25 protein-coding genes and 1 tRNA gene are annotated in these 21,198 nt (G+C 66.4%); 17 read left to right on the plus strand and 9 right to left on the minus strand.

What is annotated here, in order from left to right; all coding sequences use genetic code 11:
• The first annotated feature begins 20 nt into the window (after positions 1-20).
• Positions 21-743: a GAF and ANTAR domain-containing protein gene (locus tag ACIBK9_RS49625; protein ID WP_352358114.1), complete on the plus strand. Its 723-nt coding sequence runs from the start codon at positions 21-23 to the stop codon at positions 741-743.
• A gap of 4 nt (positions 744-747) precedes the next feature.
• Here the strand turns inward: ACIBK9_RS49625 and ACIBK9_RS49630 are convergent, their stop codons facing one another.
• Complete coding sequence (locus ACIBK9_RS49630) at positions 748-1,104, minus strand: STAS domain-containing protein (RefSeq protein ID WP_358294288.1); 357 nt, start codon at positions 1,102-1,104, stop codon at positions 748-750.
• A 175-nt stretch (positions 1,105-1,279) separates the two neighbouring features.
• On the opposite strand from ACIBK9_RS49630, the gene ACIBK9_RS49635 reads away from it, so the two are divergent.
• Together ACIBK9_RS49635 and ACIBK9_RS49640 are read left to right on the plus strand one after the other, a co-directional pair.
• Positions 1,280-2,053, plus strand: coding sequence for a SigB/SigF/SigG family RNA polymerase sigma factor (locus tag ACIBK9_RS49635; RefSeq protein WP_352330971.1), 774 nt, complete (start codon positions 1,280-1,282; stop codon positions 2,051-2,053).
• A 37-nt stretch (positions 2,054-2,090) separates the two neighbouring features.
• Positions 2,091-2,504, plus strand: coding sequence for an ATP-binding protein (locus ACIBK9_RS49640; RefSeq protein WP_352330973.1), 414 nt, complete (start codon positions 2,091-2,093; stop codon positions 2,502-2,504).
• A 200-nt stretch (positions 2,505-2,704) separates the two neighbouring features.
• Here ACIBK9_RS49640 and ACIBK9_RS49645 read toward each other — a convergent pair whose 3' ends face one another.
• From ACIBK9_RS49645 to ACIBK9_RS49660, 4 genes are all read right to left on the minus strand, one after another.
• Positions 2,705-2,899 carry a hypothetical protein gene (locus ACIBK9_RS49645; RefSeq protein WP_358293688.1) on the minus strand — a complete coding sequence of 65 codons (195 nt, stop codon included), beginning with the start codon at positions 2,897-2,899 and terminating at the stop codon, positions 2,705-2,707.
• Positions 2,900-2,904: 5 nt separating this feature from the next.
• On the minus strand, positions 2,905-4,050 hold the full coding sequence (locus ACIBK9_RS49650; protein WP_397166237.1) for a hypothetical protein: 1,146 nt from the start codon (positions 4,048-4,050) through the stop codon (positions 2,905-2,907).
• A gap of 6 nt (positions 4,051-4,056) precedes the next feature.
• On the minus strand, positions 4,057-4,602 hold the full coding sequence (locus tag ACIBK9_RS49655; RefSeq protein WP_358293686.1) for a hypothetical protein: 546 nt from the start codon (positions 4,600-4,602) through the stop codon (positions 4,057-4,059).
• A 71-nt stretch (positions 4,603-4,673) separates the two neighbouring features.
• Entirely contained in the window at positions 4,674-5,102 is a 429-nt protein-coding gene (locus ACIBK9_RS49660; RefSeq protein ID WP_397166238.1) for a hypothetical protein, read from the minus strand.
• A 90-nt stretch (positions 5,103-5,192) separates the two neighbouring features.
• Here ACIBK9_RS49660 and ACIBK9_RS49665 point away from each other — a divergent pair.
• Positions 5,193-5,266 (plus strand) — tRNA-Pro (locus ACIBK9_RS49665).
• A gap of 82 nt (positions 5,267-5,348) precedes the next feature.
• Here the strand turns inward: ACIBK9_RS49665 and ACIBK9_RS49670 are convergent.
• The 4 genes from ACIBK9_RS49670 to ACIBK9_RS49685 form a co-directional block, all read right to left on the minus strand.
• Positions 5,349-6,557, minus strand: coding sequence for a tyrosine-type recombinase/integrase (locus ACIBK9_RS49670; protein ID WP_397166240.1), 1,209 nt, complete (start codon positions 6,555-6,557; stop codon positions 5,349-5,351).
• Positions 6,557-6,814 carry a helix-turn-helix transcriptional regulator gene (locus ACIBK9_RS49675; RefSeq protein WP_397166242.1) on the minus strand — a complete coding sequence of 86 codons (258 nt, stop codon included), beginning with the start codon at positions 6,812-6,814 and terminating at the stop codon, positions 6,557-6,559. The genes ACIBK9_RS49670 and ACIBK9_RS49675 overlap by 1 nt, the downstream gene beginning before the upstream one ends.
• Positions 6,815-7,515: 701 nt before the next feature.
• Complete coding sequence (locus ACIBK9_RS49680; RefSeq protein WP_397166244.1) at positions 7,516-8,052, minus strand: NUDIX domain-containing protein; 537 nt, start codon at positions 8,050-8,052, stop codon at positions 7,516-7,518.
• The gene (locus ACIBK9_RS49685) at positions 8,021-9,250 is read right to left on the minus strand and encodes a hypothetical protein (RefSeq protein WP_397166246.1); all 1,230 of its coding nucleotides are present in this window, start codon (positions 9,248-9,250) and stop codon (positions 8,021-8,023) included. The genes ACIBK9_RS49680 and ACIBK9_RS49685 overlap by 32 nt, the downstream gene beginning before the upstream one ends.
• Before the next feature lie 328 nt (positions 9,251-9,578).
• Between ACIBK9_RS49685 and ACIBK9_RS49690 the strand changes: the two genes are divergently transcribed.
• The 13 genes from ACIBK9_RS49690 (at position 9,579) to ACIBK9_RS49750 (ending at position 21,194) form a co-directional block, all read left to right on the plus strand.
• Complete coding sequence (locus tag ACIBK9_RS49690) at positions 9,579-9,947, plus strand: hypothetical protein (protein ID WP_397166247.1); 369 nt, start codon at positions 9,579-9,581, stop codon at positions 9,945-9,947.
• A 781-nt stretch (positions 9,948-10,728) separates the two neighbouring features.
• Positions 10,729-11,190: a hypothetical protein gene (locus ACIBK9_RS49695; protein ID WP_397166249.1), complete on the plus strand. Its 462-nt coding sequence runs from the start codon at positions 10,729-10,731 to the stop codon at positions 11,188-11,190.
• 418 nt (positions 11,191-11,608) lie between these two features.
• Positions 11,609-12,010, plus strand: a complete 402-nt coding sequence (locus ACIBK9_RS49700; protein ID WP_397166251.1) for a hypothetical protein — start codon at positions 11,609-11,611, stop codon at positions 12,008-12,010.
• Positions 12,011-12,771: 761 nt separating this feature from the next.
• Entirely contained in the window at positions 12,772-13,458 is a 687-nt protein-coding gene (locus tag ACIBK9_RS49705) for an SAF domain-containing protein (protein WP_397166253.1), read from the plus strand.
• The gene (locus ACIBK9_RS49710; RefSeq protein ID WP_397166255.1) at positions 13,458-14,216 is read left to right on the plus strand and encodes a hypothetical protein; all 759 of its coding nucleotides are present in this window, start codon (positions 13,458-13,460) and stop codon (positions 14,214-14,216) included. The genes ACIBK9_RS49705 and ACIBK9_RS49710 overlap by 1 nt, the downstream gene beginning before the upstream one ends.
• Positions 14,213-15,583 (plus strand): CpaF family protein, encoded by a 1,371-nt coding sequence (locus tag ACIBK9_RS49715; protein ID WP_397166257.1) that lies wholly within the window; start codon positions 14,213-14,215, stop codon positions 15,581-15,583. The genes ACIBK9_RS49710 and ACIBK9_RS49715 overlap by 4 nt, the downstream gene beginning before the upstream one ends.
• A complete protein-coding gene (locus ACIBK9_RS49720; protein ID WP_397166258.1) occupies positions 15,580-16,443 on the plus strand; it encodes a type II secretion system F family protein in 864 nt (287 codons plus the stop codon). Before ACIBK9_RS49715 ends, ACIBK9_RS49720 begins: the two co-directional genes overlap by 4 nt.
• Positions 16,440-17,279, plus strand: a complete 840-nt coding sequence (locus tag ACIBK9_RS49725; RefSeq protein ID WP_397166260.1) for a hypothetical protein — start codon at positions 16,440-16,442, stop codon at positions 17,277-17,279. Before ACIBK9_RS49720 ends, ACIBK9_RS49725 begins: the two co-directional genes overlap by 4 nt.
• Before the next feature lie 12 nt (positions 17,280-17,291).
• On the plus strand, positions 17,292-17,504 hold the full coding sequence (locus ACIBK9_RS49730; protein WP_397166261.1) for a hypothetical protein: 213 nt from the start codon (positions 17,292-17,294) through the stop codon (positions 17,502-17,504).
• A 35-nt stretch (positions 17,505-17,539) separates the two neighbouring features.
• Positions 17,540-17,905: a TadE family protein gene (locus ACIBK9_RS49735; RefSeq protein ID WP_397166263.1), complete on the plus strand. Its 366-nt coding sequence runs from the start codon at positions 17,540-17,542 to the stop codon at positions 17,903-17,905.
• The gene (locus tag ACIBK9_RS49740) at positions 17,902-18,321 is read left to right on the plus strand and encodes a TadE/TadG family type IV pilus assembly protein (RefSeq protein ID WP_397166265.1); all 420 of its coding nucleotides are present in this window, start codon (positions 17,902-17,904) and stop codon (positions 18,319-18,321) included. The genes ACIBK9_RS49735 and ACIBK9_RS49740 overlap by 4 nt, the downstream gene beginning before the upstream one ends.
• 3 nt (positions 18,322-18,324) lie before the next feature.
• Complete coding sequence (locus ACIBK9_RS49745) at positions 18,325-18,756, plus strand: pilus assembly protein TadG-related protein (RefSeq protein WP_397166267.1); 432 nt, start codon at positions 18,325-18,327, stop codon at positions 18,754-18,756.
• Positions 18,753-21,194, plus strand: a complete 2,442-nt coding sequence (locus tag ACIBK9_RS49750; RefSeq protein ID WP_397166268.1) for a LysM peptidoglycan-binding domain-containing protein — start codon at positions 18,753-18,755, stop codon at positions 21,192-21,194. Before ACIBK9_RS49745 ends, ACIBK9_RS49750 begins: the two co-directional genes overlap by 4 nt.
• The last annotated feature ends 4 nt before the right edge of the window (positions 21,195-21,198 follow it).

Consider the following 21,198-nt stretch of genomic DNA (forward strand, 5'->3'; position numbering starts at 1 on the left):
AGGGGTAGGGGCTTCTTGCTATGGAATCGACCGCGATGATCACTCCCGGGCTCGCCCGAGACCTGGCGGCGCTGGGGCGACTGGGTGAGGACACCTCCACGGAGAGCGTGTTGCGCGGCCTGACCACGGCGCTGGCGGCCGGTGTGCCCGGGTGCTCGGGCGGCTCGGCCGAACACTGGCGCGACCAGCGGGTGCTGGTCTCCGGCTCGCACAGCGAGCTGATCATGCTGGTCGAGGGCGAACGCGAACTCGGTGAGGGACCCTCCCTGGAGGCCCGCCAGAGCGGCGCCCGCGCGAGCGTGAGCGACGTGCTGAGCGACAGCCGCTGGCCCCGCTACAACGCACTGGCGACCCGCTGGGGGGTGCGTTCGGTACTGATCGTGCCCATCGAGGTGGCGCCGGCGCAGCTCATCGTCGGACTCTACTCCGTGCGCCCGGGTGCCTTCTCCCCGCAGGCCGCCCACTCGCTGGCCGACATGCTGACCGAGCAGGTCGGGGTGGCCATGGCGAACATGTGGGAGTTCGAGGAGGTGCGCACCGACGCCGCCCAGCTCCAGGAGGCCCTGGCCGGCCGGTCGGTCATCGACCAGGCCAAGGGCATCATCATGCAGACCAGCGGATGCACGGCCGAGGCCGCCTTCGAGGAGCTGCGCAGGATCTCGCAGCACCATCAGGTCAAGGTGGCCGATCTGGCCAGGCTGCTGGTGGAGGAGCACCAGCGCAAGTCGACGCGTCGCTCATAGGGCCTCAGCCGATGGCGGCCAGGGCGTCGTCGAGCGTGTCGTACAGCGGCAGACGCTGGGCCAGCCCGGTGATCCACATCACCTTCGACTTGGAGTACTCCACGCCGACCAGCGCGAACTTCGCACGTGAGGCCAGGCTCGTCTGCCAGTGATGGACGATCAGCCCGAGTGCCCGCGAATCCATGAACGTCACCCCGGCCAGATCGAGTATCAGGTCGGCTCCGGCCAGCGACAGGTAGTCGGCGAACTGCTCACGCGTCGTGGCGTCGAGCACACCGTCGACCTTGACGACGGTGATCTCGCCGACGGGCGATGACGTCAGGCTCAGGGCGGCCACGGGCCCCTCGCCGTTTTCGGGCATTGTCACGAAGCAACCCTACTGTCACCACGCGACCGAGGAATACTTCCCGCGGCAGGGGGGAGACTGGGACCGAAGTCCAGCAGAGGGCTTCCGTCTCGAGAGTAGAGCGAGGCGTGCCTCTGCCTGGGCTTTTCTGCTGGCGGAGGCCGCCCTGCGACCCATATGAGGAGCAGCGATGGCTGTGCAGGAGTACGTCCTCGAGGAGATGACCGCGGAAGAACTCCTGGCTGAGATGGTCAGGGAAGACACACCCGACAGCCACAGGGAACGGCTGCGCGAGCGCATCGTGGAGATGCACCGGCCACTGGCCATGGAAATCGCCAGGCGTTACCGATACCGGGGCGAACCTCTGGAGGACCTCCTCCAGGCCGCGTACGTCGGCCTGATGAAGGCCGTCAACGGCTTCGACCCGACCCTCGGCCACGCCTTCAGGGGCTACGCGGTCGTCACGATGACCGGTGAGGTCAAGCGGCACTTCCGCGACCGCACCTGGGCCATCCGGGTCCCGCGTCTCTACCAGGAGCGACGGTCCGAGCTCAACCGGCTCGTCGCCGACCTCAGCCAGGACCTCGGCAGGTCCCCGACCGTGGCCGAGCTGGCCGCGAAGATGAACATCTCGGAGGAGGACGTCCTGCTCACCCTCGACGCCTCGGCCGCGTACAGCACGCTGTCGCTCGACGCGCCGCTCGGCACCGACGACGACGCGGCCTCGCTCGGCGACGTCATCCCCGAGGACGACGACACGCTGAGCACCATGGTCGACCGCGAGGCCGTCAAGCCGCTCATCGACGCGCTGCCCAGCCGCGAGAAGCACATCCTGCTGCTGCGCTTCTTCGGCAACATGACGCAGGCCGAGATCGCCGCCGAGTTCGGCATCTCGCAGATGCACGTCTCACGGATTCTCCGTAAGGTACTCGACCAGCTCCGCAGTGAGCTGCTGGTCGGTTAGCCGCTGGCCGGCTGGTGAGAGAAAGGCGAGTCGCCGGGTGAACGAGGACGTCGAGCCTCAGTCGGGCTACACGAGCCCGCCACCCGGCGTGCCCGTGAAGGAGCTGCGCTTCCGCCTGCCGGACCTGCCGGAGGTCCGGCAGTTCGCCGAGGACGAGGCCCGCGCCGTGGGGATGCCCGAGGAGGCGGTCGGCGACTTCGTCATCGCGGTCAACGAGGTGGCGACCAACGCGGTCACGCACGGGGCCGACCGGGCGGCCATGCGGACCTGGGTGATCAGCGGGGACCTGGTGGTCGAGGTGCACGACGAGGGCTTCTGGAAGCCGGGGCCGCTGCCGGGGGCGGTGGGGGGGATGGGGTTGTGGGTGGCGCGGCTGCTGTCCTCTGATTTCACGTTGCGGGTGGGGAGCGGGGGGAGCACCGTGATCATGAGGTTTCCCGGTAAGGGGTGATCCTCGGGGAAGCCGGCTTCGGCGCCTGGCCCGGGTGCGCTGGGCCTGTCTTCGTCGATCTCGGCGTTGACTCTTCTTCATTCCGCTCTGCCCCGGGTCCGCCCCGATTTTTCTGGATATTTAGCCCTATTTAGTTCTTTGGGGTGTTTCGGGTGGGAGGCCGGTCGGCCTCCCACCCTGACCGCGCGTTCAGCGGCTGCTCAGCGGCGGCTGCGGCCGCGCCAGTGGCCGGTCCCGCCGCGGATGCTCGCCGTGCCGACGCCTGCCTGATGCAGGGCCAGCAAGGTCAGCCCCAGCAGGACGAACGTCATGCCGGAGATCCCGCCGATCTTCACACCCACGAGGTCGAGCAGGAAGCCCAACCCGAAGATGATCGCTGCGACGACTGCGAGCATGCCGATCACCTCCTCGTTTCAGCGGACAGATTGTGCGTGGACAGCGCCAGCAGCCGCTCCAGGACGTTGCGGTAGTCGCGGAACGCCTGACGCAGGTCCTCGGTGTCGGGGGAGTCGACGTCCTTCCAGCGTTCGCGCAGAGCGCCGGTACGGCTGGTGAGAGAGTTGGTCAGCGACTCCACCACCTCGCCGACCAGGCCGTCCGCGCGCTGGATCGCCTCGGCGGGGTCGTCCACGAAGGACGCCTGGACGTCCCGCCAGCGGGCCTGCACCTCGGCGGGGTCCTGGTCGAACAGGGCGACCTCCAGAGGGGCCGCGTGAGAGGGAACGTCATCGACCGGAGCGCCCTCGACGGGCGCTCCCTGGACGGGCGCTCCCTGGACGGGCGCCCCTTCGAGGGGAGCCCCCTCGACCGGCCGCCCGCCCTCGCCGAACTCACCGTCGGTGAGATCGTTGTCGGTGCGACGGCTGTCGGTGAGACCGCCGTCGGTCGCCAGCCCGTCGCGGGCCGCCCCAGCTGGGGTCAGGTTGTCACGCGCGAGATCGTCGCGCGCCAGATCGTCGTCGTCCCGCTCGCCGTGAACCAGGACGTCGTCCTGAGCTCGCCCGTGATGGGCCAGTTCGTCGTGGGGCCGGTCGCCGTGCACCGACCTGTCCTCGGGCCGGTCGCCGTGGACCAGCACGTCGTCGGACCGGTCGCTGTGCACGAGCACGTCGTCGGACCGGTCGTCGTGGCGTGCCCCGGTTCCGGACAGCACGTCCCGGGAGGTCTCGTGCCCGGGCGTCTCGTCGGCGGGGACGCCGGCGTGAGCGGGGTCGGGGTCGGGGACGGGGTCGGGGGAGCGGTGATCGGCACCGTGTCCCAGAAGGGTCTCGCGGTGCGGCTCGGTCGGCAGTTCGCCGGCGTCGCCGGTGCTCGCGTAGGGGTCCTTGTAGGACGGCTCGTCGTCATGGTCCCGGTCGGGGACCGTGGGGGCGTACCCGTGGCTCGCCGAAGTGTGACCGGCGTCGTTCGGGTAGCCGCCGTCGTGCCGCCCTGTGGTGTCGTCGGACCCGTCGGTGAGGTCCCTGTGCTCGCCGTCCCTGCCGGCCTCGTCCGACCGCTGCGACGGGACCTTGAGCTCGTCCTCGTTCCTTCTGCTGCTGCTCATCTACGTTCACCGCCCTCGCGTGGTCTCGTGCAGCAGTTCCTCGAACAACGCGCGGTAATGAACCATGGCCTGCCGGAGCTCCTCGGTCGAGGCTTCCTTCCTGGCCGCCCGCCCGCTGATCTCGTGGGCCGTCCTGTAGTGGTCGAGAGTGGCCGCGTGCCCGACCGACAGATCGGACAGCCGCTGCTCGAAGTCGTCCGTGGGGTAGCCGCGGTCCGCCATCACCGAGGTGACGAGCTGGTCCGCCTCGGTCACCGCGAACCCGGGAGCGTCGACGAAACGCTCCTGGACCTCGGTCCACCGGTTGGCGTACGCGTCGCGCGTCTCCTCCGGCAGCGGCCGGATGTCGAGCTCGGAATGGCGCTGCTCGCGGGCGATGAGCTCCCGCTCGGCCTCACGCCGGTTGTCACTCTCGGCCACCGTACGCTCGTACTCAGGGCCGAAACGTTCGCGGAGACGGCTGCGGCGTTGCTGCTGTAGCACGACATAGCCCACTGCGGCGAGCGCCACCACCGCGACCACGACGACGGCCACCCAGATCAAGGTGGTCATTGATGTTCGCCTCCGGTCTCTGTAATGAGACCTGCGACTGCCCACGATCAAGGCCATCGAAACTCGCGTGCTCAGTGAGCTGCAAGCCCTTTCCTGGCGGCCTCCAGCACCGTCGCGACGTGCGAGCCGGCAGGTGACGCCGGAACCTCACTGAACCCCTCATCCGCCTCGTACCGGACGTCCAGCCCCGCGTCCACGAGCCGCTGCGCCCATCGCAGCGCCGTGTTCAACCGCTCCGCCGCCGGCGGCTTCCCCTGCGCCGCCGCCGACAGGTTCCGCAGATTGGTGGCCGGCCCGGACTGCGCGTGCACGCGCGCCAGCTTCCACGGTACGGCGGCACTGTGGTCGAGCATCGGCTTGGCCAGCCCGGCGGCCCGCTTGGCCTGGAGCACCCCCGACTCGGACACCCCGAAATGAGCGGCCAGCTCCTGCACGCTCATCCCGCCGGCCACCAGCCGCGCCAGCTCCGCCCGATCAACGCTCGGCCTCCGCCCCACCACGCCCTCCGCTCCCGCTTTCCGTGTACGCGCCTACCTCCGATGTGCGCTAAGGTTATGACGTCCCGCCCCGCAGGGGGCGGCCGACACAACCGGGACGTAGCGCAGCTTGGTAGCGCACTTGACTGGGGGTCAAGGGGTCGCAGGTTCAAATCCTGTCGTCCCGACGGTTGCAAAAGGCCAGCGGATCTGGATAAAAACCCAGGTCGGCTGGCCTTTTTCGTTGATCGCTCGACCTTGATCGATGATCTAGACCACTCTCAGTTTGGGACCAGTTTGGGACCAGCCCCCTGTGAGATGGGCGCTGAGTGCGGTGCCCGCGGCGGCAAGGGCAGCGCCGTCCGGGTGGAGATAACGCTGCGTGGTCGTCAGGGAGCCGTGGCCAGCGATCTTTCGAAGGACGTGCACCGGGACCCCGGCGTCGGCCATCCAGGTCAGGCCGGTGTGACGAAGATCGTGACGGCGCAGATGCTCGTACCCGAGTGCGGCCACCACCTCATCCCAGTGCGTGGCATCCCTCAGGACGGCCGTGGTGATACGCCCACCCCTCGGGCCCGTGAACAAGCGGGCCATTGGATCGTTCCCGGCCGCCTGTAGCCGCGTGAGCAAAAGATCGCGAACCTCGACGATGAGCGGAACTCGCCGGGCCCGCTTGCCCTTCGTGCCCTTGTCCGCCAGCCCTCCGGGACTCGGTGTGGTCTGCCGGCGGACCGTCCAGGTCCATGTGCGGGTGTCGATGTCCCCCGCACGTACTCCGGAGACCTCGCCGATGCGTGCGGCCGTGCAGGCGGCGAAGATGACGACCTGTCCCCAGCCCGGGAAGCCGTCGGCCGAGCGAGCCACGAGTGCGTGGGAGAGCCGCTCCAGCGCCGCCCAGTTGGGTAGAGCCAGCCCGCGCGGGTCGTCCAGTTCGTCCTCGGCCTTCTTGTACTCCCGTTGCCAGCCTGTCACGCGAGCCGGGTTGCGGTCGATGATGCCATCCCGCACTGCTTGCTCCATGACGCGTACCAGGATGGCGAGACTGTTCTTGACCGTGGATCGGCTGCACTCGTCGGCGATCCAGCCGTGTACGCCACGATCGACCGCTCCGTTCGTGATCATACGGACGGGAAGGTGCCCCAAGGTGGGCACCACCCGTTTACGCCACCCAGCCAGATAGGGAGCCAGCGTCTTGGGCTCCAGACCGCGTATGGCCAGGTGCATGACGCACTCTCCGTACTCGATAAGAGGCATTGTCGCCATCTTCGGATCGACACCGCCCCGTGCGGCGCTCTCCATCTCCGTGATCCACTCCGAGGCTGCGCCTTCGGTAGGGAGAGCCACGGACTTGGAGCGCCGATTGCCGGTGAGGGGATCGACCCATCGCACGCGGGCTCGATACGGATTGCTGCCCGCGCGAACCTCCACGTCGGAGGCGAGGGCGATGCCGACGGGCGGCAGTTCGGGTCGCGCCGCCATCAGGTCACCTCGCGAGGGTCGATGCGGTGCTCGGCCAGCCATCGCTGGAGATCGTGGGTGCTGTAGAGGGTCAGGCGCGTTGTGAGCCGGACGAAGGGAGGTCCCTGCGGTGGCTTGGCCGAGCGCCAGCGGCGGAGGGTTGACGGGTCGACGGTGAGAATGGCTGCGACTTCCTCGGTCGTGCGCCAGATGTGTGGCGCATCGTTGTCGTGCGGGTCTTCGGCTGGTGTTGCGTGTAGGTCAGCGTTCGATGGCACAGGTCCTTTACTCCTTGGGAACGATGGCGCGAGGTGTTTCGCGCACCCCGTCGTGTGGCCGTCTCATCCGTTGTCCGACGGCGTGCGGGGGATCTTCAGGTTAGGGGCCTGAACTTGATTCGGGAGGCCCTGAGCAGGCCCTTTGTGACTACTCGGTTAGGTTGCGGCCGCTCTTGGCCCGAGTCCGAGGGGGACTTCTCGACAGGGTGTAAGGAGTTTGAGGGCGTGCTCAACGCCCCGATGTGCAACTGGTCGGTGGACCGCCTCGGGAAGATGCCCCTAAGGCCATCTACGACGCCTTGATCCGGCTTGAGACCGTCGCCGCGGGCTGGGGTGACAATCGAGGATCTAATGAGCATTTCAGCGCTTGTCATGGGTGAGCAGACCCTGGCGGTCGCCGTTGCCGTCTCCGTGCTCAGCGCCTGAGTCGGCGCGTCGACGGTCCGCGTCTGCTCGCCGCCAAGGGCATCGCGTCGTCGTGCCTGCTCCTAGCCGGGGGAGCGAGGTCAGACGGGCTGACCCGGCGGCGGATCCTGATCGTCATGCTTGCGATCGACGCGGTCATGTACCACGTGCGCGGGCCGATCGACCGCGCAGGGCGAGGGGGAGGACAGTGGTTCAGAACAATCCCGCTTACAGCGCGTCCTCTGAACCTGTATTGGCACGCGAGCGGGTTATACGTTCACAAGGTGGGAGCCTGCTCAATTCTCTGACCAGTAACGTCCTTCTCCTTCTTCGCAATAGATGGCTTGCCCCCCAGAGATCGCGGCGATGGCAGAACACGCTCGGTTCCAAACGTATGGGCGCAGCAGCTCGGCTGCCTCGGCTGCTGTGGCGAACCGAAATTCAGACAGCTCGGAGTCGACGATACGGAGGGCGTCGACCCGATCGCTCGGCAATACCCCTCCGTCGAAAATGAACATGAGTGAGTCATCCCAAGGTCCGTGTGGAGGTACCCAATCCACCACGAGGAGTCGGCCAATCTCCAAATCCAAGCCCAGTTCCTCCTTGAGCTCGCGTTGCGCTGCGGCAGCGGGAGGCTCGTTGGCTTCGGCCATGCCGCCAGGTAGATCCCAATCAGGTTTATAAGACGGATTCACGAGAAGGATTCGTCCGAGCGCGTCGCGAATCAGTACATCCGCCCCAACTCTCTTGCGCGCCTGGCGCGCGTTGCCTTCAGCAAGGTAGGCGTTCCACGCTTTGGGATCACGCTCGTACAGCGGTGCGTCCGGGTTCACGATAAGAGTCTCCCCACTGGTACAACCAGTAACGCTCGCGAAGGGCGTCATCGAGGATTCGGAGTGTGTCCGGCACGGAGGCGTGCTTCTTATGGACTTGCAACTGCCCGCGCAGGTCGGCCAGTTGCTGAGCGATGACGAACGAGCTCAATGACCGAGTGTCTTCCACCGCATGCTTGGCCCGTGCACACGCTTCGTCGACATGGTCTTGTGCGAGCGTCACCTGGGCCAGGAGAACTTGGGTGAGAGCTCGGCTGCGTGTTCGGTCGCGCGCTCGAAGCTCCAGCGCTCGGCACCCTTGCCGTTGTGCTTCGCCCAGTTGGCCCAAGCTCAGCATCGCCCGTGCCGTGTCCAGCGCCAGAGTGCCCTCGTCGAACGGTCCTGCCCAGGGTGAGTGAGCAGACGCTTGCACCTGAGTCAGTGCATCCTCGGCCCGGATCAGGAGCCGAGCGCAGGCATTGGACTCGCCCATGACCGCATGGGCGCGCGCGGCCATGGAGAGCAGACGCGCCTGCATCCGCGGGGCTGTCGTACGGCTGCCCAGCCTCGCCGTTCCCAACTGGGCAAGCCGGATCGCTTCCTCCGGCTGTCCGCGATGCCGCGCAAGGTGGCTCATGCTGCCCATGATGTGGGCTTCGAGTTGCAGGTCCCCACTGGTCTTGGCGAAGTCGAGTGCGCGGCAGAAATGCCGGTCGGCGATATTGTCCTTGCCCGCATCATGAGCCATCCAGCCGGCCATCTCGGTGAATGCCGCCGCGGCGACGAACGCCTGCGGTCCGTCGGATCCGCCGAAGAGACGCGGTGCGATGTCAGCTTGGAGGTAGCCGAGAACACTGGCATAGAGATGGCCTCCGCCTACCTGTCGGTCAGCTTGCCGAAGGGAGCGCATCTTTCCGAGGTCGTTGTCGGCCTCCAGAGACAGACATGGTGCGGCAGGTTCGGCGGTCGCCGCGAAGAGAGCCGCCTCGTCCAACTGGAATGCGGCGCAGTACAACAGGCGATAGCGCTCACTCATCAGGGCGATGGAGCCGGATTCCCATCGGCGGATGGAACGAACGAGATCTCCGTGCTCGGGCAGATCATGTCGGTCTTCGCCGGCCGCCTCTCGGAGTTGTCTGGCCATGGCGTGGGTGTCCCATTTGCGGGCCTTACGTTCCGCCCGAATTCGGATCGGCCAGAACAATGGGTGGTCGGCCATGTCCGCCTCCTCGTCCGCCCGGTGCTTCTTCTGGGCCCTGGATGTCTCATCTTCTCTGTTCAGCGGCAAGATTGCAGTCCTCGCCGCAGTTGTTGTCCGGTTTGTGTGGGACATGAGGAACAGGTTGCCTGGACTCGGCGGTGGGTGGATGGCCTCCTGCAGAGGGGGCAGCTCTCGAGAAGAGTCTCGGGCGCGATACGCCTGTCAGGTCCACGCAGAGAGGGCAGGCCCGGGATGAGCCGGGCGAGAAGGTCAGAGACCACCCACAGATCGGCAACGCGCACACGGATCGTCCGCACAAGCTGACCTCCGTACCAGTGAGCACGGCATGCTGGACAGCGTGGCGCCCGCTCCAGACGAATCCCGCCCTGTAGCCCGCTTCGAGCACGTCGTCGACATGGTCTTCGTCTTCTTCCAAGGCCAGGTCGTCCCAACACAGAGACCAGCGGCGCACACCCCCCGGATACTTTTCCGTGTCGTCGTCCAGCTTCACGAGGGCAAGCAGTCCCTCTCTCAGGACGGCCACGATGACGCCCTGCCGGCCGAGAAGTTGATCTCGGTACGCCCGCGCCCTGCTATGGCTGTGCAGGACGTCCACAATGGTCACCCGCATACCGATCTTCTGATGGGCGCTGGTCATGGCCTGTCCTGCCGGGCTCGTTCTGGGACAAGAACACGGGCCGGCGAGCGCCGCTGACCTCGCTGGTGATTGGTCGAGGCCGGGCGCTGGGCGCATGCGAAGAGTCGAATCACCCGCACAGGGGCTGCAGACAGGCAGTGATGAGAAGACGTGTGTGTCATTCCGACAAGCAGAGCAAGTGCACTGGGGAATGGGAGGATGACAAGGCCGGACAGGTACGGACAGGAAATCCGGAACGTTCAGGGCGGCGATTGGCGCGGCGTGAGCGCCGTCGGTCCGGTGTCGGCCATACACGTGCGTCTTTGGTCGTGTTCTCTGCACCAGGGGAGAGATCGCCTAACGGCTCCAGCTGGAGACGAGTCCTGTGTGAAGGATCGGGCGTTGGCTGTGCGAGATCGCTACCAACCTGGTCACGCCCGCCGTCCCAAGGCCATGCGCTGAAGCGTGTGGCCTTGGGACGGTCACGAGAGTGTCACGGGACGAAAGAGACTCGGCAGCGTGAGGCGCGCCGTGGCGTCGAACAGACGCAACGAAGGTGAAAGTCGCTCTGAAGCGAGGAGTCGACTCTCGGCCGTGCCGCCTCCGCCCCTAGGGGTGATGGACTGATGCGAGTGCTTACTTGGCGTTGAGCTCGGTCACGATGTCGGCCTGGCGGCTCTCCACCGCGGACTTGATCACGGCTGCCAGCCCAAGTGCTACCCCGGCGATGATGGCGGTGATGATCACCCATTCCACCGCTGACGCACCCCGGCTCGAAACGATGCGAGCACGCTGAATTCGCCTGCTCAGAAATGCCTTCATAGAGGTCATCCAGGGGCGCTTCATACCCAACCTTCACTTGACGAAGTTGACCAATTACTTAAAGTTATCTTCTCTGGTCGGCAGAAACCGAGAGATGGGAGAACGGGTGGCAGTGCGAGCGTGGACGGCGGCAGGCGTCCTGGTGGGTGCTCTGATGTCGGGGGCGACGGCACACGCAGGGACAACTGAGGGCTGGCAGGCCAGCTATGGCGACGGCAGGGTGAGCGTCCTGCCGGACCGATCGGCGGTCAAGGTCTGCGACGGAAAGGTCGACGACCGCGTTTACAAGGCGGTCTGGATGAACGACAACAAGATCGACGCGCGAAGGCCGTTCGAGGTGCGTGCCCCCCAGGGGGGCTGCGAGACCGACAGTTCAGTCCTTGGCGATGTGTGGGTCTTCAAGCTCTGCTGGGGACATCTCGACGCCAAGCGGCATGCGGTCTGGGAGAAATGCGGGACGCCGGTATGGGCGAAGCCCAAGCCTGACGATGTGAGATAGAGAGCGCGAGGGGGCGGGTGGCCCCCTCACAGCACTTCCCTGCCGCCATCAAGGCGGCTGGTATCCCTGGAGGCCGGCGAGTCGGTGTCGCGCATTCCGTGCGTAGCCATCAGGTCGGCGAGTGCTAGTCCGGCCTGAGTGTGGCACCTCGCGAAACGTTGTCCCAGAACGCGCCGCTCTCGGTCTTGATGATCGATCTATCGAACCCTGCGCGACCGTTTTCGATCACATAATGATTGGGAGTCAAGTGGCGATATTTGTGGGGTCTCGCGCCCGCGCCGTAGGTCTTGTGTCCGTCCTGTTGGTCGTAGGGGCATGCCAAGCGACGCCATCTTCGACTCCGCCTCAGGCCAGATCGACGCCCACGACGCCGACCGCGATGGCGACAGAGCGGGCAACCCGTCCGCACGATCTGATCGTGAAGACGTACTCGGCATACTGGCCCGTCCTCGCCGAGGCGGGCAGGTCGTCGCCCGAGAAGGCGCGCGAGTTGCTGCAGCCGTACGTGAGAGGCGGCTATCTCGACCATCTGGTCGACGGTGTCCGAGACATGGTCGCGCAGGGGCGGGAGCCGTTTGGTCAGGCCGTGCCTCGGATCAAGGAAGTACGTGTGAGTGGCGCCTACGCCGAGGTCACCGACTGTCTGGATATGTCGGCTGCGGCCATGGCGGATCGCCGCACTCACCGGCTTCTTCCGGAGACTGCGGACGCCAAAACCACCACGACGGTCACGGCAGTCCTGGAACGATCCCGCGACGGGCGGTGGCGGCTGACGGACCTGAGCATGAAGGGAACGACATGCACCTCGCCGTCGCGGTGAGCACGATCCTGGCTACGGCGTTGCATGGGCCGCCGCATGACGACAACGGAGCCGTCCGTTTGGGTGGGAACTGGGTCACATATAGCTCACATGGGCAGGTGAATCCCGGTGGCCCCGCTCAAAGCGCCCGGAGAGGGTCGGGTGGTGCCTTCAGCGGCTGCCACAGCATCGACGGGGGCTCGATCAGCTACATCGAGTGTGAGCGCGGTCCTGACAGTAAGCGAAACGTCTTCAACGCCGTTGCTCCTGATCAGGCAGGTCCTGGGGTCTCTCCAGAAGACCTCATGAAGGAGGCGCGACGTCTCCTCACTCCACCGAAGCCGGGGATCGTCACCGCGCCACCCCGAGGGGAGAACGGCTACGTAGGGCTGCGGCAGTTCTTTCGGGTGCAGCCTGCTCAGTGGCATGCGATCAGTAAAAAGGTCACGGCGGGACCCGTGTGGGCCGAGGTGACCGCCACTCCCTCGAAGCTGACCGTTCAGCCCGGGGCGGGCCAGAAAGCCCTCACATGCTCGGGCCCGGGAGCGCCCCATGACCACGCGAGGTCTCCCGACGAACAGAACCTTGGGTGCACCTACGTGTTCACGCAGTCGAGCGCTGGGCTCCCCGGGGCGCAGTACCAGGTGAAGGTCTCGGTGGTCTGGACTGCTCGATGGGCTGGGTCGGGTGGCGCCAGTGGGCCAGTGGCGCCCATCACGACCTCGACGACGTTCCCGCTACGGATCGGCGAGGCGCCGGCGTTGGTTGGAAGGGGTTCCTGAATGGCGCGCGAGACGACTTCCGATGCATCGGGACAGCTGTCCGCAGGTGAGGTGCCTCCGACACGTGCCCCCAAGCTCCTGGCGCAGCCGCGTCAGCGTCGGCGTAGCTCGCTGGTGTTCGGGACGCTTGTGGTCGCAGGCGGCGCCTTCCTCACCGTCCAGACGGTCATGCGGCTGAACGACCGTGAGCCGGTGCTGGTGGTGACTCAGGATGTGGCGCTCGGACAGCCCTTCACCACGCAGAACATCTCGACTGCCATGGTGGGCGCCGATCAGGCCGTCGCCGCTGTAGGAGGTCATGAGCTGCAGCGGGTGATCGGCAAGCGAGCGGCCGTCGACCTGATGAAAGGCGTGCTCGTCCAGTCCCGGATGGTGACCGATCAGGTCACACCCCTGACTGATCAGCAGCTCATACCGATCGCCGTCAAGCCCAGCCGGCTCCCGGCCAGAGGGCTACGACCCGGTGATCGGCTTCTGGTCGTGCCCACCTCGGAGGCTCAGCCGGTGCCTGCTGATGTCAAGGCCCCATCGGGAGGGGTCGAGGCTGTGGTGGATCAGGTTAAGGGGCCGGACAACGACGGGCTGATGGTGGTGGACGTCCTCGTGCCCAGTCGGGAGGGCCCAAGGCTGGCCGCGCTGGCGTCAGACGGGAACATCGCCATGGCCCTGGCGCCCAGGAGGCCCTGATGGCGATGTTCGCGCTGATGAGTCCGGGCGGGTCTCCCGGGGTCACCACCACGGCACTGGCCACGACGTACGTCTGGGAGGGACGCGCCCTGCTGGCCGAGTGTGACCCTCAGGGCGGCAGCGTCTTGCCGGGTTTCCTGGCCGGAAACATGGACGGGCACGAGTACGGGCTGCTGGAGCTGGCCTTGGCCGCCGCTCACCACTCGGACCCGGCCATCGTGTGGAAGCACGTCATTGCACTTGATCAGGAGGCGAGGAAGTGGTTACTGCTTCCCGGGCTGCGTGATCCCCGCCACCTCGTGCAGTTGGAAGGTGCTTGGGAGACCGTCGCAGGGGTGCTCATGGCCGCTCAGGAGAAGGTCGATGTGGTCGTCGACGTAGGGCAGGTCGGCCGGTCCGACACGCCGATGAGCCTGATCGCGGCCTGTGATGTGGCGGTGATGCTGGTCCGGCCGACACTGCGGCATGTGGTTCAGGCTCGCCCGCGGCTCGACGCGTTGGGGCGCCGGGTAGGGACGGATGTCTCGGTCGGGCTGTGCACCGTCGGTGGTGGGCCGTACACCTCTCAGGAGGTCAGCAAGGCGCTGTTCGACCTGCCTGTGCTCGCGCAGATCCCTGACGACTGGAGGGCGGCCATGGTGTTGTCCGACGGCGTGCCGGCCAGGAAGTCCTTTCATCGGTCTGGCCTGTTGCGCGGTGCTTCACGGCTGGGGGCGGCGATGAGGTCGCATCTGGAGAAGAAGGTGACGGCGCCGTGAGCGACTCCTGGCCGCCGCGGACCACGATGGATCCGATCGCCTTTCCTCAGGCCGCGGTGGTGCCCGACGATCGGACGTTCCGAGAGGCGGTGCTGGCCGTATCGGTCGCTGTCGCCGACGACCTGAGGGACAGCGAGGATCGCGACGACGCCCAGCGGATCATCCAGACGCACGTCCAGCGTTGGGCCCAGGGCCAGGTCGGTTCCGGGAAACCGGTGAGCTTCGCCATGCAGCGCCAGTTGGTGGAAGCGGTGATCGACGAGCGGTTCGAGCTGGGGGCGCTCACTCCTTACCTGAGGGACACTCGGGTGGAGAGCATCGACCTCAACGGCTGTGATCAGGTGTGGATCACCTATGGAGACGGACGATGTGAGCGCGGGCCGGCGGTCGCTGCCAGCGACGAAGACCTCGTCAAGATGATCCAGATGTGGGCGCTGCACAAGAGCTACAACCCACGCGAGTTCTCCGCGGCCAGCCCGCTGCTCAACGTGGCGCTGCGGGCGGCGGAAGGCGATGACGGCGTCGGCGTACGACTCAGCGCCACCATGGCGGTCACCCGCAGGCCTTGCGCCAGCATCCGCTGCCATCGCCTGGTGGACGTCACCCTGGATGACCTTCTCAAGCTCGGTACGATCAACCGCAGCCTGTACGCGTTCCTCAGGGCCGCCGTACTGGCCCGGCTGAACATCGTCATCACCGGCGGTACCGCGGCGGGCAAGACGACGCTGCTGCGTGCTCTCGCCTCCGTGATCGATCCGGCGGAGCGGCTGGCGACGTTGGAATCGGACTACGAGCTGTTCCTGGACCGTCTCACGGACCGCCACCAGAACGTGATCGCCTTCCAGGCACGGCAGCCCAATTCAGAAGGCGCCGGCGGCGTCGGGTTGAACGATCTGATCCCACACTCTCTGCGTAAGAACATCAAGCGGATCATTGTCGGTGAGGTACGGGCGGATGAGATCGTTCCGATGTTCGAGGCCATGAACACCGGACATCCCGGCTCGATGTGCACCATCCATGCCGACGGCACCGAGGAGATCTTCAACAGGATCGTCATGCTGTGGACCCGCGGTGTCGGAGCTCAGACGCCGCCCGCCGTCATCCACCTCAACACCGGCGAGACCATCGACCTGGTCGTGCACCTGCGCCTGGACCCGGTGACCAACACACGGTTCGTGTCCGAGGTTCTGGAGGTGCTACCTCCGGCCGACAGTGAGATGCCGAGCCGTAACCACCTCTACAGGCCCATGGGACCTGGTGGCCGGGCCGTTCCCGACATCACCCCACAGTGCCTGTCCCGGCTCAGGTCCGTGGGCTTCGACCCCGCACATCTCGATCCCATGGCCGCTCGATGGGAGGTCCGATGAACGACGCCTTACTGGCAGGACTCGGCAGTGCCATGATCCTTGGTGGCGTCATCTGGACGGTAGTCGCTCTGCGTACCTCGGACACCGATTTGCCCGCTCGGCCCCCGTCGCGCTGGATCGTGGTCCGCAAGGCGGTCCAGGCACATCGTCGGATGGCAGCCGTGGCACTGGCGGCAGCCGTTGTGGTCTGGGTGTTGACTGACTGGCCAGTGGCCGCCGTCGCCGGCGCGGCTGCGGTGTTCGTACTACCCAAGGTGATGACCGGGCGAGCCGCTACGGACCGAATCCGCAAGCTGGAGGCGTTGGAGCAGTGGACCCGCAGGCTGGCTGATCTGCTCATCGCCGGTCGGGCCCTGGAACAGGCGCTGGAACACAGTGCGACCCGGAACGTCCCGCCTGCCATCGCCGCTCCGGTCACCGCGCTGGCTCGCAGGCTCCGTGTCACCCGCATGTCGACCGAGGACGCGTTGCGGTTGTTCGCGGACGAAGTGGATGACGCCGTCGGCGACAGAATCGCCGCCGCCCTCATCCTGGTCGCTCGTCGCCGCGGCAAGGGTGCCAGCGCCGTGCTCCAGCAACTGGCCGAGCTGGTGGCCAAGGACGTCTCCGATCGGCGGGAGGTGGAGGCGGCCCGCGCCGAGCACCGCACGACAGCGCGCTGGATCATCGCCATCCTCGTTGGGTTCGCCGCGCTGGCGGTTGTCCAGAAGAGCTACGTCGCGCCCTTCGGCACTCCAATCGGCCAGGTGGTGCTGACCGTCGTGGTGCTGTTCTACGCCGTAACCCTGGCATGGCTGCATCGGCTCGGACACGCCGCTCCTGGCTACCGCTTCTTGAACGGTCCCGGAGCGAAGCGATGAACCTGCTGGCCATGGCAGGCGGATCACTGCTCGCCCTCGGGCTGCTGATCCTCTTGAACGAGCTGTTCCCCGGCCCTCCGAGACTGGATGCCGTGCTCGCGCGACTCGCCGGGCAGCCCGCCCCGGCGCGAGGAGACTGGATCAGGACGCGCCTGTCCCGGCTGCCGATCCCGCGCGACGACTTGGCCCTCTTGGGCATCAGCGTGGAGCGCTTCACCGTCCAGCGCGTCGTCTTCTTACTGATCGGCCTGATCTTCCCTGTGCCGCTCAATCTGCTGTGCACGCTCGCCGGCGTTCCGCTGCCCTGGTCCGTGCCCGTAGGTGCCGCCGTGGTGCTCGCCTTGTTGTTCGTGCTCATCCCAGACATCAGCACGCGCCGCCAGGCCCGCGAACGCCGCCAGGAATTTCGGGCCGCCCTCGCGACGTACCTGGACATGGTCGCGTTGGAGCGGGCCGCGGGTTCCGGCCCTCCTCAGGCGCTTCAGGCACCTGTGGACATCTGCAGCGGGTGGGTGTTCGGCCAGATCGCCCAAGTGATCCAGCACGCCAAACGCGCAGGTGAGCAGCCCTGGAGAGGGCTTGGAGCGCTCGGAGACCGGGTCGGCATCGCGCAGCTCACCGAACTGGCCGACATCGCGGAGGACGCCGGGTCCGAAGGCACCCGCGTGCTGACCACCCTCCTGGCCAAGGCCCAGTCCATGCGTACGGCCGCCTTGGCCGACGCCCGAGCCGCAGCCAACAGCCGCACGAGCGAGATGCCGATCGCGATCGGCGTTTCCGTCTTCGGCTTCCTGGTGCTCGTCTGTTTCCCCGCCATCTACCGCATCATGAGCTGAAAGGGAGCGATCATGCCCAAGCTCCTACCGCCACAGGCCGCGTACTGGACCGCGCTGGCGAGCCTCCTCAGAGACCGTCTCCAGCGTGCCCGCCGAGAACCTGAGAAGGGCGCGATGTCCGCGGAGGCGATGATCATCATCGCGGCGTTGGTACTGGTCGCGGTCACCGTCATGGGCATCGTGACCGCCAAGATCATTGACAAGGCGAACTCGATCGACTTCTAGACAGGTAACCGATGTCCCGCGCTGATCGGGGAAGCGTGACCGCGGAGGCGGTGATCGCCCTGCCCATCCTCATGCTCGCCGTCATGGCCTGCATGCAGATATGCCTGCTGTTCTTCGCCAAGTCGACCGCGCTCGCCGCCGCCCAACAGGGAGTACGGGCCGCCCGCGCCTACGGCGCCTCCCATACCTCCGGAGCCGGCGTGGCCAAGCAGTATGCCGAACGAACCGCCAGCGGCTTTCTGACTTCGATCAGCGCCGCGAGCACGGGCGACGCCAACACGATTCGAGTCACCGTGACGGGCAGATCGTTGTCCCTTGTGCCGTTCCTTCCGGCGATCGGCATCTCCGAGCAGGCGGCCGGAGCCGTCGAACGCTTCAGCCCGGCAGAAGGCACACCATGAAGGAACAAGGCAGCGTCACCGTCGAAGCCATTCTTGCCATCACGGTCATCATGCTGATCATCTTGTTCGGCGTGGCCGTCGGCCGCATCACCGTCGCCGGCGCCGCGGTCGAAGCCGCTGCTCGGGATGCCGCCCGCCAAGCGTCAATCGCTCGAACGGCCGCCGCCGCTGCCCGCGAGGCCAAGGCGAGTGGCCAGGAGTCGCTGACCGGTCATGACGTGCACTGCAGGGCGGTGGCGGTGACGGTGAACACCAAGGGTTTCAGCCGCCCGGTGGGCACTCCGGCTGACGTGTCCGCAACGGTCTCCTGCTCCGTGCCTTTGGCGGACGTGGCCTTCCCCGGGCTGCCCGGCAGCATCGAGCGGCACGCAACCTCTCTCAGCCCGCTGGATCCCTACAGAACAAGGGGAAGGTGAGCCATGCGACGGTGGACGCCGCCGGACAGTGAGCAAGGTTCGATCACGCCGTACGCCCTGATTCTCGTCATGATCCTGATGCTGTTCGTCGGCCTGGTCGTCGATCTGGGCAACAAGTTGAGGGCCGGATGGGAGGCGGTCGGCATCGCTGAGGAAGCCGCCAGAGCGGGGGCAGGACAGATCGATCGCACCGCGGCCTACCGCGGTGAGAAGCTGGTTGTCGACCGTGGTGCCGCTCTTCGTGCGGCCCGAGCGTATCTGTCCCGCACCGGCCATCAGGGCGACGTCGTCATCTCAGGGCCCACCTCTGTCCGGGTCACTGTCACGGTCGCCAAGGCGACCTGGCTGCTCACCCTGATAGGCATGGCGACGGTGTCCATGACGGCGCATGCCGATGCGAATCTGGTCGCAGGCGTGGAAGGACCCGGCCGATGACGATGCTTCGCCTGCTGCGTGCTGTGGCCGCCTTCGCTGTACTGCTCTCGGGTGTCGTCGGCTTCCCTGTCCTGTTCGTCAGGATCGTGGGATTCCCCGTTCCTGATCACCTGCCGAGCTTGCGCGAAGTCGCTGAAGTGTTGAGCGCCCCGGCCGACGGAACTCTCTTCGTGGCGGGCCTGGAAGTCGTCGCATGGGGAGCATGGGCGGCCTTCACTCTCAGTGTCCTGGTCGAGGTCGTCGCCAAACTGCGAGGCCGAAGTGCCGTACCTCGGCTTTCTGGGCTTCAGGGGATGCAACGCGTTGTCGCGTACTTGGTCGCCTCAGCGACACTGGCAGTCCTCACGCCAGGGGTTAGTAGTGCCGCAGCTCTACCGGACGTGATCGCCGTGGCGACCGCGCATCCACTGGGGCATACCGTCACCCCAGACGTGGAGTCGTCCCCAAAAGAGCGGATCTACCGGGTGAAGGAAGGTGACTCCCTCTGGGGCATCGCCGACGAGGAACTGGGCAGCCCACGCCGTTGGCCGAAGATCTGGAAGGCTAACGCCGGATCACGGCAACCACATGGCCGGACCTTCACGAATCCAGGCGTGATCCATCCTGGATGGAAGCTTCGCATTCCGCTCAAGCGCTCAGAGATCTCCCGTGCAGCGCTGCCGAGGCAGCAGCCGCCTGCGGCAGAGCCGACTCCGGCCAAACCGTCGATTACGCCATCCAAGCAGCGTGAAAGCGATGATGTCGTTCAGCTCTCATCGGGATCGTTGGTGGCGCTGTCGTACGCCGCTGGGATCAGCACCGCCTATGTCGCTGGTCGTCTCCATCGACGCCGCCGGCGAATTCCCCCGACCGCCGACGAGCCTCTGGGCATCACTCCCGAGTCCGAACCGCCGGCCCCTGTCCTGGAGCTACATCGTGCCCACCGTCGAGCGTTCGCCCAACGGGCCGAGCCGGTACCCGCCGATGGGGAACTGATCCAGCAGGAGTACTCCATCGACGTCCCCAACCAGATTCATCTGGGGCAGAGACCGGACGGCTCGCCGCTACGCGTCGCCCTTGAAGGACCCGGGCTCGGTCTCACCGGTGCCGGCGCAGATGACGTCGTTCGCTATCTGATCGTCGATCTGCTTCGCCAGTCGAGCAACTACCGCGTCCAGATCATCATCTGCTCGGCCCTGGCGGAGAAGCTGTTCGGTCTATCTGGAGAGGAGGTCGGCCAGGTCGGCGCCGCGCTGCCGGGGCTCGTGCTTGCCGCTTCGCATGAGGACGCCTTGCGGCAGTTCGAGGAGGCGTACTTCATGCGCACGCGGATCGTGCTCGAACGCGAGTCGACGGACATCGGCGAAGTACGCCGAAACGATCCAGGTGAAGCCCTGCCGGCCATCCTGCTCATCACCGACCTCGATGACGAGGTCTATGAGCACGTCACGGCACCTCTCACAGCCGGCTGGCGTGCGGGGGTGGGCGGCTTGTTGTTGGGGTCCTGGCCAGGGGGCATCACTTGCGACATCGGCGAGACGCGTGAGGTGGAAAGCGCCGAAGGGCGTGACAGCGAATCGATGATGGGCGCGCGCCTGTTCCACATCAACGCGGACGAGGCTGCGGCTCACCTACGGCAGCTCGTCCCCGTGGAGGAGGACAGTCCTGCGCCTGTGACAGATGATGAACCGTCCGATTGGCCAGGTTCCACGCTTGTTCGCCTGACGGTTCTCGGTCATCCTGCCGTACATGTTCGTGGCCGGTCTGAAGCACTGACGCTGAGTTGGCTGCAGCTGAACATGTTGACCTACCTCGCGCTGCATCCGAATGGTGTAACCCGTGATCAGCTGGCCACTGCGCTCTGGCCGGACGATCTCGGCAAGGACATCCACAACGCCCTCCGGCACCTCCGAGGCGCACTTGTGGCGGCGACAGGGCACAAGAGCGTCGAGGCGAAGCGGGTACCGTTCATCAGTGCCTCGACCACGAAGGACTCCGCGGTCTACCGCATCGATCGCGACCTCATCAGCGTTGACCTCTGGGACTACGAGAAGGCGCTGGAGCGGATCAGGTCGGCTGTCGAGCCGGCTGACCGTCTCGTTGCCCTCACGAAGGCCGCCGAGCTGTGCACCGGCGAGCTGGCGGAGGGGCTCACCGCGGAGTGGATCGACGACCAGCGGTATCCGTTGACCCGCTCCCAGGCCGATGTTCTCGCCCAACTGGCGGAACACCTCACTGATGTGGACGCCGAGGGCGCGTTGGCCGCGCTGGAGCGTGCCCGCCAGCTGGACCCTGATACCGAAGAGACGTACTTCCGCATCATCCGGCTGCAACTGCGGCTCGACCGGCGCGACGATGCCTCGCGCACCGCCGAGCTGCTACGTCAGCACCAGCGCAGCCTTGGCGTGCCAGGGGACCATCGGACAGAGAAGCGCTTGAGCGAGGTGCTCCACAGATGACCTC

The sequence above is a fragment of the Nonomuraea sp. NPDC050227 genome (genome assembly GCF_044459705.1).
Lineage (GTDB): Bacteria > Actinomycetota > Actinomycetes > Streptosporangiales > Streptosporangiaceae > Nonomuraea.

Excerpts from the sequence above, each read along its gene's own strand:
- ACIBK9_RS49705 (WP_397166253.1), top strand. The coding sequence starts at position 12,772 with ATGGCGCGCGAGACGACTTCCGATGCATCGGGACAGCTGTCCGCAGGT.
- ACIBK9_RS49725 (WP_397166260.1), top strand. The coding sequence starts at position 16,440 with ATGAACCTGCTGGCCATGGCAGGCGGATCACTGCTCGCCCTCGGGCTG.
- ACIBK9_RS49745 (WP_397166267.1), top strand. The coding sequence starts at position 18,325 with ATGCGACGGTGGACGCCGCCGGACAGTGAGCAAGGTTCGATCACGCCG.
- ACIBK9_RS49625 (WP_352358114.1), top strand. The coding sequence starts at position 21 with ATGGAATCGACCGCGATGATCACTCCCGGGCTCGCCCGAGACCTGGCG.
- ACIBK9_RS49730 (WP_397166261.1), top strand. The coding sequence starts at position 17,292 with ATGCCCAAGCTCCTACCGCCACAGGCCGCGTACTGGACCGCGCTGGCG.
- ACIBK9_RS49710 (WP_397166255.1), top strand. The coding sequence starts at position 13,458 with ATGGCGATGTTCGCGCTGATGAGTCCGGGCGGGTCTCCCGGGGTCACC.
- ACIBK9_RS49635 (WP_352330971.1), top strand. The coding sequence starts at position 1,280 with ATGGCTGTGCAGGAGTACGTCCTCGAGGAGATGACCGCGGAAGAACTC.
- ACIBK9_RS49720 (WP_397166258.1), top strand. The coding sequence starts at position 15,580 with ATGAACGACGCCTTACTGGCAGGACTCGGCAGTGCCATGATCCTTGGT.
- ACIBK9_RS49685 (WP_397166246.1), bottom strand. The coding sequence starts at position 9,250 with ATGGCCGACCACCCATTGTTCTGGCCGATCCGAATTCGGGCGGAACGT.
- ACIBK9_RS49645 (WP_358293688.1), bottom strand. The coding sequence starts at position 2,899 with ATGCTCGCAGTCGTCGCAGCGATCATCTTCGGGTTGGGCTTCCTGCTC.
- ACIBK9_RS49655 (WP_358293686.1), bottom strand. The coding sequence starts at position 4,602 with ATGACCACCTTGATCTGGGTGGCCGTCGTCGTGGTCGCGGTGGTGGCG.
- ACIBK9_RS49690 (WP_397166247.1), top strand. The coding sequence starts at position 9,579 with ATGCTGGACAGCGTGGCGCCCGCTCCAGACGAATCCCGCCCTGTAGCC.
- ACIBK9_RS49670 (WP_397166240.1), bottom strand. The coding sequence starts at position 6,557 with ATGGCGGCGCGACCCGAACTGCCGCCCGTCGGCATCGCCCTCGCCTCC.
- ACIBK9_RS49750 (WP_397166268.1), top strand. The coding sequence starts at position 18,753 with ATGACGATGCTTCGCCTGCTGCGTGCTGTGGCCGCCTTCGCTGTACTG.
- ACIBK9_RS49630 (WP_358294288.1), bottom strand. The coding sequence starts at position 1,104 with ATGCCCGAAAACGGCGAGGGGCCCGTGGCCGCCCTGAGCCTGACGTCA.
- ACIBK9_RS49650 (WP_397166237.1), bottom strand. The coding sequence starts at position 4,050 with ATGAGCAGCAGCAGAAGGAACGAGGACGAGCTCAAGGTCCCGTCGCAG.
- ACIBK9_RS49740 (WP_397166265.1), top strand. The coding sequence starts at position 17,902 with ATGAAGGAACAAGGCAGCGTCACCGTCGAAGCCATTCTTGCCATCACG.